The sequence below is a fragment of the Rhizobium sp. CB3090 genome (genome assembly GCF_029714285.1).
GTDB lineage: Bacteria > Pseudomonadota > Alphaproteobacteria > Rhizobiales > Rhizobiaceae > Rhizobium.
The window spans coordinates 1,594,277-1,606,746 of the sequence record NZ_CP121662.1 but is presented as its reverse complement, the minus strand read 5'-3'; the positions used below and the strand labels follow the sequence as shown (position 1 = coordinate 1,606,746).

The window sequence follows — 12,470 nt, the reverse complement described above, 5'->3', positions numbered from 1 at the left end:
GTTAACCATGCCGGCAGATTTAGGCCCCAACTGTGCCAAAATTTAACTGGATCGCCATCGGCAGGCCGCAACCATGCGGCAAATCCCACAGGCAGTTATAGATATAAGACGGGAGAGTTGGCACATGGCAGCATTGAATATCGCGTTCGAAGCTCCGGACAATGCACGAGGCGCTGCGCCATCGCGGGAGCGGGCGATCGACCTCGTACACCTGGCGAAGCAAACGATGGGCGACAAGGCGCTCGAAGTGGAAGTGCTTCAGATGTTTGCCCGGCAGGCGCGGTCCTGTCTGCAGGAAATCGGCTGCGGCGACCGCAAGCGCGCCATGGCCGCATCGCACCGGTTGAAGGGCGCAGCAAGTGCTGTCGGCGCATTCAAGGTGGCCGATGCCGCCAATGCGCTCGAAAGCGATGTCGGCGATGCCGCGCGCATGGCTGCGGTTACAGCCTGCGTCATCGAGGCTGAGAACTTCATTCTGAAGTTGTCGCGTTGAACTGACGCCGCGCGAAATTATTTATCTTTGCCATTGCGCCGCCGAACGGTTTCTGCCGTTTCGGCGGCGCAATTGTTGACTGCCCCCGGGATTTGTTGGAAGAAAAATTCCGGATCCTTCCTTCACTCACGAATACCGGAATTCAATCACATGACCAAACTGACCATCGTCGCATTCGACGGCACCCGTTTTGATCTCGACGCCGACGAGGGCTCCACCGTGATGGAAAATGCCGTACGCAATTCCGTGCCCGGCATCGAGGCAGAATGCGGCGGCGCCTGTGCTTGCGCGACCTGTCATGTCTACGTCGATGAGGACTGGGCCGAGAAGGTCGGCGGCCCGGAAGCGATGGAAGAAGATATGCTGGATTTCGCCTTCGATGTCCGTCCGACTTCGCGTCTGTCCTGTCAGATCAAGGTCACGAAGGCGCTTGACGGCCTCGTCGTGCATGTTCCGGAGCGCCAGGCCTGAGGCTTGCCTCCCAAGAATGCCAGCAGATTTGAGATGCGTCGGCAAAAAGAAGCCCCGCTCAGCCTGTCGCAGCGAGCGAGGCAAGGCGGGCGCATCACCAACAGGCAAGGGAGGAAACACCTGCGGCTTCAGGACGCGCCAGGAGAACACTGGACGCACGCGTTACACGCGGAACTCGGCAGCGCGGCGAGATGAACAAACCCGTCAACGCAGAAACTTTGATCGGCCTTTGCGAAAACCCCTTCGGCTTTCGATGACAATCCGTCGAAGCGGATCACCCCGATATTTGGTAGGAAAAACCTATTTCAGATTCTCGTAAAGTTCAAAAATGAGAAGTTGTGAATGATTCACAGGTATAGTGACAGTTTTCACACAGATTGCCGTATTAGGACATAATTTTCGCGGGAAAAGGTCTTTTAGCGAACTGTCATTCACCAGTTTGCTGGCTGCGATAGGTCATCAGCCTCTGGATGCGGCTCTGAAAATTGATCGCCTCGATTTTGTCGAATCGGGCCTGATCCTCGTCATGCAACTGCGTTTCTTGCGTGGTAACGTCGTTTGCCTTGTCCTGAAGCGTGTCGCAATCCTTGGCGGGGGGCAGGGCAAGGATCGACTGTTCCATCCGCCGTGCATGTTCGCGCGCAATTTCCGCATGCCGGTCCTCGTGGCGGCGGATATCCGCTGAAAGCGTATCCCAAATCATCGACAGTTGCCGGCTCGCATGCCGGCGGTCGCGCCAGCGCGGCAAAATGATTTCGGTGTCGACCGTAATCTTAACGTCGGAGATGTAGCAGCGGCCGTTTCGCTCGGAGTATGTGGCATTGCCGCCGAAGCGAATCTTCGTGGCGCCGGGATGGCGGCTGCTGGAGCCCATCGTAACCGGCCCGTGCGCATTCAACGCCGCATCGAGCGCATCGGCGCTATCGCCTTTGATATCGAAATAGGAGACGGTTTTTCGGGCGATGACCTCCGCATCGGCGCCGCTGGAAATGCCGCAGAGAAGCAACAGGGCAAGCGAGACACGGATCTGTCGGGGTGCAAACGGCATTCGTGCTGCTACCAGGTTGAACTTCGACGGAGCTTGCGGCATAGCCACTGCAAGCGCAATATCCGGCGCGAGGTTTTTTCATTTTCAATGGGATGGACGGATCGTGACAGAGCTTCGCAGCCATAGCTGGCACGTCGCGCATGGGCGCAGCCTCGATGTCGGCGAACGGAGCGCCATCATGGCGATCGTCAACGTAACGCCGGATTCCTTTTCCGATGGCGGACATTACGAGGCGGTCGATGCGGCGGTCGCACATGCTCTTGCCTGCGTGGAGGAGGGGGCCGCGATCATCGATATCGGCGGGGAATCGACCAAGCCGGACGCCGAGGCAGTCAGCGCCACCGAGGAGCAGGGACGCGTTCTGCCCGTCATCGAAGCGCTGCGAGGCAAGACGGATGCGCTGATCTCCGTCGATACCTATCGCGCGGATACTGCAGGGCTGGCGATCAGTGCCGGCGCGCATATCGTCAACGATGTCTTCGGTCTGCAGCGAGAGCCGGAAATCGCGGCACTGGCGGCGAAGACGGGCGCCGGGCTTTGCATCATGCATACCGGCCGCGAGCGGCCGAAGCTTCCTGATGTCATCGACGACCAGATGCTGTTTCTCAGCCGATCGCTCGATATTGCGGCAGCGGCCGGCGTGAACAGGCAGAGCATCGTTCTCGATCCCGGCTTCGGCTTCGCCAAGGATACCGACGAGAATCTCGAGCTGATGGCACGCTTTACCGCACTGCTTCGCTTCGAGCTGCCTTTGCTGGCCGGCACATCGCGCAAACGATTCGTCGGCGCCGTTACCGGACGGGAAGCGCCGGATCGGGATGTGGGAACCGCGGCGACAAGTGCTATATTGCGTTTGCAAGGTGCGGCAATTTTTCGGGTACACAATGTCGCAATCAACAGGGACGCCCTGGCGGTTGCCGATGCTATCCTCAGGACACGGGCGAAATTAGGCGGCAGGACGCCATGAGCGATATGATCTACACCATCACCCTTCAGAACTGCGCTTTCTTCGCCCGCCATGGCGTGCATGACGAAGAAGAATTCCTTGGCCAACGCTTCTTCGTCGATGCCGAGCTCGATGTCGAAGCCGGTGACGCTTTGGCGCAGGATTCAATCGAGGATACCGTCAATTACGGCATTGCTTTCAGCGTCATCGAAGAGATCGTCACCGGGCGCCGTCGCTATCTGATCGAGGCGCTGGCCCTCGACGTCGCGAAAGAATTGTCCCGCCGCTTTCCGAGCGTGCGGAGGGCGAAGATCACTGTGCGCAAACCCAATGCGCCGGTTCCCGGCGTTCTCGATTATGTGCAGGTGAGCGTTGAGCATTTTGCCTGAGATCGGACTAACGCGCGCTACCCTCGGGCTTGGCGGCAACCTCGGCAATCCCGTTCGAGCCATGGCGCTTGCCTTGCGCGCACTCGACGCGCGTGCGGACTGCCGCATCGCCGCGGTTTCCCGCCTTTACCGCACCCCACCCTGGGGCAAGACGGATCAATCCTTCTTCTATAATTCCTGTGTTGCGGTCGATACGACGCTGTCGCCGGAGGCGCTGCTCGATGTTTGCCTGGGTATCGAGCGTGACATGAAGCGGGTTCGTATCGAACGCTGGGGGCCGCGGACGATCGATATCGACATCCTCACCTACGGCGATATCAAGCGGGTCGAACCGCTGTTGACCATCCCACATCCGCGGATGACCGAGCGCGGCTTCGTGCTGATGCCGCTTGCAGATTTCGGGGCCGATCTCGTGATTAGCGGGCGCAAGGTGGCGGATTGGCTGAGCGAAGCGGATGTGCAGGGAATAGAAGTGGCCGACGAAAACCGCGATTGGTGGAAAGCGGCGTAACGGCCGCGCCATCTCAGTCAGCAGTGAAAAAATAGACGCCTCCGACCTGAATTTCAGGCGGAGGCGTCATTTGCTGTCAGTGCATAAACGTTACTGGATTGACCCGACAGCCATCTGATCGAGATCAGCGGCCCGCTGCAGCGTTACCCCGATGACAGGCACCATCTGGTCATTGACCTTGACGGAAATCGTCACATTCATCGTCTTGTTGTCCGCGACGCGAGCAATCATAGCGCCGTTGAGCTTCTGGCGATTGAGGCCGAGGACCACGGTGCCGTCGTTGACGGTGCCCGATGTGACATCCAGGCCCTTGCCGGCTGCGCCATCCAGGAATTTGCCGGTATAGCTGCCGCCGCTCTGAGTAATTTCCGCCGTCATTGGCTGCTGGAAAACGCCGACGCGGCAGGTCCCGTCGAGCTTGACACCGGCATTGTTGCCGCCGAGCGGCTGACCTGTCAGGTTGCAGGTGAATTTCGTGCCTTTGTACTTGCCGGCGACGATCTCGCCGGGGCCTCGCCAGGAGCCAGCGACGGACTGAAAGAAGGCCTTGTCACGGGATGCCGCATCGGCTGACTGCACCCAGGCGCCTGCAGAGAGGGCCGCGGCGGCGAAGCCGCAAACAAGAAGAAACTGGCGCGAAAACATGGACATTCCCTAACGAAGAGGAACCGGAAACTGGTTTCCACTTTTGCCTCAGAATGGTTAATGCTTGGTTTCTTGCGGAGGTAAAAGCCGCTATCGCAGGCGTTTGCAGCATTCAGCGGCCGGTGATGTTGGGCGCCAAATCTCCGGCGAAATCGCCGATCCCCGGACGTTTCAACGCCTTGAACGACAGTGGCCGGCAGAGATCCATTGCAGCGATGCCGATGCGTGCCGTCATCATGCCATTGACGACGCCTTCACCCAGACGGGCAGAGAGTTTCGAGGCCAAACCATGGCCGATCAACTGCTGCACGATGCTGTCGCCGACGGCGATTGAGCCGGTAACGGCGAGGTGAGCGAGCACGTCGCGCATCAGCCGGATCATGCCGAGCGTGCCGGGCCTGCCGCCATAGAGTTCTGCCATGGTGCGCACCAGCTTGGCCGATTCGTAGAGCACATAGAGAATGTCCACCAGCGCCCGCGGGCTAACGGCCGTGACGACCGAAACTCGTTTGGATGCGCCGAGAATCAGCGCCCGGGCGCGGCGATCGAGCGGACCGAGGAGTTCGCGTTCGGCAAGATCGATCAACTGCGGCGCGTCGATGATATCGTTTTCCGCCGCTTTCAAAGTCGCGCGGCCCTTCGCTGTTTCCGGATTGGCCTCCAAAAGCGTGCAGAGGCGTTGGACCAGTGCTTTTGCACGCGCGGGGCGCGTCTCCACGATAGCGGCTTCCGCCTCCGCTTTGATCGCCTGCACGGCCGCAAGCCGCATCATGCCGGCCGTCTCGCGAATGACGATGGCAAGGACGGCGAGGATGCCGGTGCCGAGCACCGCAAGGGCGGTATAGCCCAACCAGTCGGCACGACTGAAGAGGTCGCGAATCAACTGGTCGGTCCAAAGACCGAAAGCGAGAGACACGAGAATGCCGAAGGCGCCAGCGGCGATCTTTCCGAAAGAAAAACCGCGGCGGCGCGGCGCTGCCACCATGGTTTCAGCATCGGAGGCGGCGAGGGTGGGATTGAGGAATGGATCTTCCTCATCCGGCGTCAGTACGACTTCTGTATCGAAACTCTGTGGCCTGCGGCGTGGCGGCTCCGCAACCTGTTTGGCAGCGGTGTCGTCTTTCGACATTTCCGGCTCTACTGAGAAGGCGGCGGGACGACGCGAAAGGCTTCTGTGATCGTCTGTGGTCGGCTTCGTCATGCGAGGCGATCTCCGAACAGGAACTGCATCGCGCGGTCGAGGCGGATATGCGGCACCGAGAGTTTGATACCGCTGCCGGTCTCATCCAGCTCCGGCGGGCGGAAGCGGACAACGCTCACTTCGGGCAGGTGGACATTTGCTGCGCCAGGTTCAAGTGCATCGAACAGCCATTGCGGATTTTCCGGGAGGTCACCAGGAAAGACCGCTGTCTTGCGGTTGCCGTCGAACGTCTCGCCGCCGATCGTCTCGCGATCCATCGGCGTGCCGACTATGACGGGAAGCGTATGGCCGTCGCGTTTCACCGTCGCCTCGCGTGTGGCGCGGACCGAAGCGATCGCCATAACTTCGATGCCGGCCCCGGCCATGCCGATCCGTTCGATGGCGCGTTCCACCAGGCGGCGTGTCAGCGCTTCCAGCCGGTCGTGACTTTCGTGATGAAGATGATCGGCCTTGGTCGCGGCGACCAGCACGCGGTCGATGCGGCGCCCGAGCAGCGAGGAGAAGAAGGAATTGGCACCGGGACGGAAGCAGGCAAGCACATCCGTCAGCGCGCGTTCCAGATCCTGAACCGCTTCCGGGCCGCGATTGATGGCCTGCAAAGCGTCGACGAGAACGATCTGCCGGTCCAGGCGGGCGAAGTGCTCGCGGAAGAAGGGTTTCACCACGACGGACTTATAGGCCTCGTAGCGGCGCTCCATCATTGCCCATAGCGAGCCCTTCTGCGCCTTGCCTTCGGGCGGAGGCACCAGCGGCGCGAAGGTCAGTGCCGGCGAACCGTCGAGATCGCCGGGCAACAGGAAACGACCGGGCGGCAAAGTCGAGAGCGAACGTTCGTCGGATTTGCATGCTTTGAGGTAAGCGGAGAAAGCGGTGGCGAGTTCGCGCGCGATCATCTCGTCAGCCGATGCGGAGGCATCGGTCGCCTGCGTCATCGCCAGCCACGCGTGTGACAGTTCGGCGCGAATGCCGGTTTTTGCAAGCGTCAGCGTCTCTTCGCTGAAGGCGCGGAAATCCTTGCCGAGCAATGGCAGGTCGAGCAGCCATTCGCCGGGATAGTCGACAATGTCGATGGAAAGGCGGCCGGGCGAAAACAGGCGGTTCCAGCCGCTGGCGCTCTGATAATCCAGTGTGATACGCAGTTCCGAGATAGCCCGCGTCGAATCCGGCCAGATGCGCTCTTTCACCAGTGCGCGGATATGATCCTCATATTGGAAACGCGGGACAGCGTCGTCCGGCTGTGGCTCAAGGCGAACGGTAGAGACCCGGCCGGATTGCACCGGCTCGAACAGCGGCAGGCGGCCGCCATTCAGCAGATTGTGCACCAGAGAGGAAATGAAAACGGTCTTGCCGGAACGAGAAAGGCCGGTAACGCCGAGCCGGATCGTCGGATTGACGAGGCCTGTCGTGCGGTCGACGAGATTATCGAAGGCGATCAGGGCATCGTCTGTGAAGGAGGTCAGGCTTGGCGGCAAGGCGGGATCCCAGAATGACAGCGTGTTGGTCAATATAGGAAGCGATGCGAGAGCAGAAAAGATGATTGGGCTTTACGGGGCATGCCCTCTAAATCGCCGCTCCGCCTGATATTTTTCCGCCGAACCTATTTTTTGACGAAATCCGTGAGGACCCAGCCCGACGGCGTTGAGTCGACAACGGCGAGTCCGGCGGTCGGAAAGCCTTTGGGAATCGCGGAGACCAAGGCGTGATGGCCAATCAGCGCTTCCAGCGTACTTTCAATGGTCGGGTTATGGCCGACCAGCATGACAGAGTCCTCAGCCACCTGCGATGAGATGATTTCGAGATAGATATCTGTTGTGGCGTCGTACAGCGCGTCGACGTAACGGAACTCGGTAGAGGGGCTCATCGCGTAGCGAATGGCGTCGGCGGTTTGACGGCATCGCAAAGCTGTCGAGGAGATGACAAGTGCCGGTTTGTAGCCTTTGTGGACGGCTTTTTCGGCGACAATTTCGGCGGCGGCATAGCCATCGCTGCTAAGCGTGCGATCGAAATCCTTCTGGCCGGGCGTCGCCCGCAGAGCCTTGGCATGACGCAACAGGTAAATCCGGGACGGCGGAGGCGTGATGCTGGTCATAGCGGAATTCCCGTGCTCGATTTGCCTTTGACGTACCGCCTGATCCCATATGCCGTCAACCGCGGGATGATCGGCGATATGGGAGGCTTGGCGGTCATTCACGCGAAGGTTATGGTTCTACCATATTTTTGAGTTCGCAAATATATATTGAAAAAATAAACCTTTAGCCGAATTTTATGACAAATTTAAAAATCCGTTTACCACGTCTATTTGGCTTGAATCGATACTACCGGTTGGGATATACAGCGCGCCATATGAGATGTTCTTCAGGAGAATCGCGTTGAGTGAGAAGATCGATCTTAGCAATTATGTGCCCTCGGAAGACGAGGAGTTCATGAATGTAAACCAGCGGGCTTATTTTCGAGCAAAGTTAGTCGCCTGGAAAAATGATATCCTAAGAGAAGCGCGCGAAACGCTCGACCACCTGGCCGAAGAAAGCGCAAACCATCCCGATCTCGCTGACCGGGCTTCTTCCGAAACCGACAGAGCCATCGAACTTCGGGCTCGCGACCGTCAGCGCAAGCTTATCTCGAAAATCGACGCCGCGTTGCAGCGCATCGAAGACGGCACTTACGGTTATTGCGAGGAAACCGGCGAACCGATCGGTCTCAAGCGTCTCGATGCTCGCCCGATCGCGACCCTGTCGATCGAAGCGCAGGAACGTCACGAGCGCCGCGAGAAGGTCTATCGCGACGAATAGGTCTTAGATCACTCCGACTGGAGCGCAAAAATTAAGGCACGGCGGGGATTTCCGTCGTGCCTTTTTCATGTCTTCGCGAGCGGCTGGCCACATCTTATTTGTCGCGGTTGACGCTCATTTCACCGAAAATACGCGCGACCTCTTTCTGAAGCGCACTATCCGCGCCGGTCATCGGCGGGAGTTCCGGATCGCGGCGTTGCGCTGGGGCGATCGGCTGCTGTATTTGCCGTTGTGGCGGCACATTCGGTATGATCCGTTCCGCGGTGAGATTGTTTGACATTTCCGCTTCCAAGATGCGCTGGAAGTCGGCGCCGGGTTCAGGCGCGGGCGGCGGTGTCACCACGGGAGCCGCAGCGACGGCAGGAGCGATCGGCTGGCGGACAGGCTGCGGAGCGGCAGCGACACGCTCCGGCTGCTGTGGCAACACGTGTTGGCGAGCTGCATCGAGAATATCGGCTACTTCCGCTTCGCCCAGCATCGCCGCCGGTTGTGGCGTGCGCGGCTGCTGCGCCGCGGCGGGTTGCGGGCGCTCGATTGTCGGCGCGGCACGCAGAGAAGCCTGTTCAACGGCAGTCACGGGTTCAGGCGGCATATAGGCTTCGACCGCAGCTTTCTGAGGAATGGGCGGTTCGGAGGCTGTCGCTGTCAGATGATCAAGGCGCGGGGCTTCCTGTGCCGGCTCCAACCGACGTTCATAAGCCAGCGGCGTTCCGACCGGAGTCGGTGCCGGCATGCCTGCCTTGGCGGCATCGGAAATCCCGGACTCGATGACGATATCGGTCGGGCCACCGATCATGATAAGATGTTCGATACCATCGCGTCGCACCAGTACGAGACGGCGGCGGGCGTCGACGGCGGCGGCGTCAAGCACCTGCAGGCGAGGCTGACGGTTCTTGCCGCCTCGCACGAAAGGCGAGGGCGCCCGGTTGCGGAAGATCCACAGTATGCAGATCAATAGGAGAAGGGCAATGCCGACCCCACCGGCTGCAAGGAAGAAGCGACTGCCATAGGCCCCGGCGATTTCGTCCCACATTTCGAGATACTCCGTAATTATCCTCGATGTCGCAGCCTTGCCGCAAAAACGACCGGCCCAGCGTCTTCACCTTTGTATCGATATGAGGCGATCATATGGACAGGTCCGCTCTGGAAACAAGATAGATCGTTCTTTGTCCAGCGCTCTTCCTTGTGAATACAGGCCTTTCTGGCCCCGCAAAGCTTTTTGCCGATGCGGCAAATTGCTAAAGAAGATTCGAAAGGTCCGAATCCGGCGATCCGTCAAGTGCATGACGTGAGAAGGAAGAGGGCGGAGACGAGGGGTTTATGACGAAGCAGCGTCAGTCCGACGAGTATAGCGTGCCGCTGGTGGATCGCGGGGTTCGTTCGGGCACCGTGCTGCGCATCATCTTGCTCGCCCTGGTGTTGGTGGCAGCCGCCGCTGCTTTCGTCGTTTTCAAAGACGAGCTCGACAATGAAACCGTGCTTGGCGGGCTCGGTATTCTTGCCATGGTCGGCATCTTCTTTCTCGTCTCCTCCATTATCGGCTTCGTCGAGGTCATGCCGCAGACGCAGTCCGACAGCCTGGCCCGCTCATTCCTGAACAGCCACCCGGACGGCACGCTGATCACGGACGAAAAGGGCCGCATCATCTACGCCAACGGCGCCTACGGTCAGTTGACGGGTGCGGCCAAGGCGACAGAGGTGCAATCGCTGGAAACGCTGCTCTCGCGCAATCGCGAATCCAATGAAGCGCTTTATCGCCTTGCCAATGGCCTGCGTGAAGGGAAGGAGGGTTCGGAGGAGTTCCGGCTTCTGAAGCCGCTGGGCCCTGGGGAAGGCAATGGGAACGGCGCACACTGGTATCGCTTGAAGGCGCGCGTGCTGCCGCCGGAACAGGGGCGCGGCAAGGCGCTGTATATCTGGCAGATCACCGACATCACGTCTGAACGGGACGATCAGGAGCGCTTCTTCAAGGAGCTGCAGAACGCGATCGACTACCTCGATCATGCGCCGGCGGGCTTCTTCTCGGCGGGACGCAAGGGCGAAATCTTCTATCTGAACGCGACGCTTGCCGAATGGCTGGGCTTCGACCTGACCAAATTCACGCCGGGCTCCATCACCATCGGCGATCTTGTGGCCGGTGAGGGCCTGACGCTGATCCAGTCCGTACAGGCCGAACCCGGCCTGAAAAAGACGGTGACGCTTGATCTCGACTTGCGTCGCGCCAACGGCCAGAGCCTGCCGGTGCAGATCGTCCACAGTGTCACGTCGATGCGCGATGGGGCGCCGGGCGAAAGCCGCACCATCATCCTTACACGGCAGAACGGCGGCGATAACGATCAGTCCGCCTCCGTCGCGGCGATGCGCTTCAGCCGCTTCTTCAACAATACGCCGATGGCGATCGCCTCTGTGGACGGCTCGGGTCGTATTCTGCGCACCAACGCTCCGTTCCTCAAGCTCTTCTCGGATCTCGTTTCCCGCGACGATATCGAGCGTGGCGCTGCCCTCGAGAGCATCGTCTACGAAACTGACCGGCCGCGGCTGGAACAGGCGCTTGCAGCCGCCAAGGATCGGCAGGGCGACATCCCGCCGATCGATTCCCGCAATCCGAAAGACGACACACGGCATTTCCGCTTCTATATCAATGCCGTCATCGATCAGACCGACGAAGCGCCCGAGGAAGCGGCCATAGTCTATGCCGTCGAAGTGACCGAGCAGAAGGCTCTGGAAACGCAGATGGCGCAGACGCAGAAGCTGAATGCGGTCGGCACGCTCGCCGGCGGCATCGCGCATGATTTCAACAATGTGCTGACGGCGATCCTGTTGTCATCGGACCATCTGTTGCTGCAGGCTCGGCCATCAGACGCGAGCTTCGCCGATCTGATGGAGATCAAACGCAACGCCAATCGAGCCGCTGTGCTGGTGCGGCAGTTGCTGGCCTTCTCACGCAAGCAGACGATGCGGCCGACGATCCTCAATCTGACGGATGTGATCGGCGATCTGCGCATGCTGGTGGACCGGCTGCTGTCCGGCACGCATGTCAAGCTGGATGTCGACTATGGCCGCGATCTCTGGCCGGTGAAGACCGACCTGTCGCAGTTCGAGCAGGTGCTGATCAATCTCTGCGTCAACGCGCGCGACGCAATGCCGGGCGGCGGCACGCTGACGCTGCGCACCCGCAATTTGTCGGCCGCAGACGTGGCCTCCTTCAACTACGCCTATCTGCCGCATGAGGAGATGGTGCTGGTCGAGGTCAGCGATACCGGCACCGGCATTGCGCCCGACATCATGGATAAGATCTTCGAGCCTTTCTTCACGACTAAGGAAGTGGGCAAAGGCACCGGGCTTGGCCTTGCCATGGTCTACGGCATCATCAAGCAATCCGGCGGCTACATCCACCCGGAATCCGAAGTCGGCAAGGGTACGACCTTCCGCATCTTCCTGCCGCGCCACATCGTCGAAATCCCGACGGTGATCGAAGGCCAGGCCTCCGAGAGCCGCGAAGTCTCGGCGATGGATCAGAGCGTTGCCGCCGTCGTCCCGCCATCGGAAGAACCTGCCGATCTTACCGGCAAGTCGGCCGTGGTTCTGCTTGTCGAAGACGAGGAGGCGGTGCGTCGGGGTGGCAAGCGTATGCTCGAGACGCGCGGCTATACCGTTTATGAGGCGGGGTCCGGCGTCGAAGCGCTCGACATCATGGATGAACTCGATGGCCAGGTGGATGTCGTCGTGTCCGACGTCGTCATGCCGGAAATGGACGGGCCGTCGCTGCTGCGTGAATTGCGAAAGAAATATCCGGATATGAAGTTCATCTTCGTGTCCGGCTATGCCGAAGATGCCTTTGCCCGCAACCTGCCGGCCGACGCCAAATTCGGCTTTTTGCCAAAGCCTTTCTCGCTGAAGCAGCTTGCCGTCGTCGTCAGAGAGACGTTGGATCGCTAGGTGAGGGAAGCTTTATAAAATGCTATTTCGATGCGCTT

At 59.9% G+C, this 12,470-nt stretch carries 13 protein-coding genes; 7 read left to right on the top strand and 6 right to left on the bottom strand.

The window, feature by feature from the left end:
• Positions 1–124 precede the first annotated feature (124 nt).
• Positions 125–493 (top strand): Hpt domain-containing protein, encoded by a 369-nt coding sequence (locus QA646_RS07840; protein ID WP_283058487.1) that lies wholly within the window; start codon positions 125–127, stop codon positions 491–493.
• 150 nt (positions 494–643) lie between these two features.
• Positions 644–964 carry a 2Fe-2S iron-sulfur cluster-binding protein gene (locus QA646_RS07835; protein ID WP_104823256.1) on the top strand — a complete coding sequence of 107 codons (321 nt, stop codon included), beginning with the start codon at positions 644–646 and terminating at the stop codon, positions 962–964.
• Positions 965–1,391: 427 nt separating this feature from the next.
• On the opposite strand, the gene QA646_RS07830 is transcribed toward QA646_RS07835, so the two are convergent.
• A complete protein-coding gene (locus QA646_RS07830; protein WP_283058486.1) occupies positions 1,392–2,012 on the bottom strand; it encodes a DUF922 domain-containing protein in 621 nt (206 codons plus the stop codon).
• Between the two features lie 178 nt (positions 2,013–2,190).
• Here QA646_RS07830 and folP point away from each other — a divergent pair, with 178 nt between their 5' ends.
• From folP to folK, 3 genes are read left to right on the top strand one after another with little or no spacing between them, the layout of a single operon-like run.
• Positions 2,191–2,979: a dihydropteroate synthase gene (gene folP, locus QA646_RS07825; protein ID WP_283059004.1), complete on the top strand. Its 789-nt coding sequence runs from the start codon at positions 2,191–2,193 to the stop codon at positions 2,977–2,979.
• Complete coding sequence (folB, locus tag QA646_RS07820) at positions 2,976–3,347, top strand: dihydroneopterin aldolase (RefSeq protein WP_283058485.1); 372 nt, start codon at positions 2,976–2,978, stop codon at positions 3,345–3,347. The genes folP and folB overlap by 4 nt, the downstream gene beginning before the upstream one ends.
• Positions 3,340–3,858 carry a 2-amino-4-hydroxy-6-hydroxymethyldihydropteridine diphosphokinase gene (gene folK, locus QA646_RS07815; RefSeq protein ID WP_283059003.1) on the top strand — a complete coding sequence of 173 codons (519 nt, stop codon included), beginning with the start codon at positions 3,340–3,342 and terminating at the stop codon, positions 3,856–3,858. Before folB ends, folK begins: the two co-directional genes overlap by 8 nt.
• Before the next feature lie 90 nt (positions 3,859–3,948).
• Here folK and QA646_RS07810 read toward each other — a convergent pair whose 3' ends face one another.
• The 4 genes from QA646_RS07810 to QA646_RS07795 form a co-directional block, all read right to left on the bottom strand.
• Positions 3,949–4,503 (bottom strand): hypothetical protein, encoded by a 555-nt coding sequence (locus QA646_RS07810; protein WP_283058483.1) that lies wholly within the window; start codon positions 4,501–4,503, stop codon positions 3,949–3,951.
• 112 nt (positions 4,504–4,615) lie between these two features.
• Positions 4,616–5,704: a TIGR01620 family protein gene (locus QA646_RS07805; protein WP_283058482.1), complete on the bottom strand. Its 1,089-nt coding sequence runs from the start codon at positions 5,702–5,704 to the stop codon at positions 4,616–4,618.
• Entirely contained in the window at positions 5,701–7,176 is a 1,476-nt protein-coding gene (locus tag QA646_RS07800; protein ID WP_283058481.1) for a YcjX family protein, read from the bottom strand. Before QA646_RS07800 ends, QA646_RS07805 begins: the two co-directional genes overlap by 4 nt.
• A gap of 125 nt (positions 7,177–7,301) precedes the next feature.
• Entirely contained in the window at positions 7,302–7,793 is a 492-nt protein-coding gene (locus QA646_RS07795; protein ID WP_283058480.1) for a histidine phosphatase family protein, read from the bottom strand.
• Positions 7,794–8,073: 280 nt separating this feature from the next.
• Here QA646_RS07795 and dksA point away from each other — a divergent pair, with 280 nt between their 5' ends.
• Entirely contained in the window at positions 8,074–8,493 is a 420-nt protein-coding gene (gene dksA / locus QA646_RS07790) for an RNA polymerase-binding protein DksA (RefSeq protein ID WP_283058479.1), read from the top strand.
• A gap of 94 nt (positions 8,494–8,587) precedes the next feature.
• Here dksA and QA646_RS07785 read toward each other — a convergent pair whose 3' ends face one another.
• Positions 8,588–9,526 (bottom strand): flagellar biosynthetic protein FliO, encoded by a 939-nt coding sequence (locus tag QA646_RS07785; protein ID WP_283058478.1) that lies wholly within the window; start codon positions 9,524–9,526, stop codon positions 8,588–8,590.
• A gap of 287 nt (positions 9,527–9,813) precedes the next feature.
• Between QA646_RS07785 and QA646_RS07780 the strand changes: the two genes are divergently transcribed.
• A complete protein-coding gene (locus QA646_RS07780) occupies positions 9,814–12,432 on the top strand; it encodes a cell cycle histidine kinase CckA (protein WP_283058477.1) in 2,619 nt (872 codons plus the stop codon).
• The last annotated feature ends 38 nt before the right edge of the window (positions 12,433–12,470 follow it).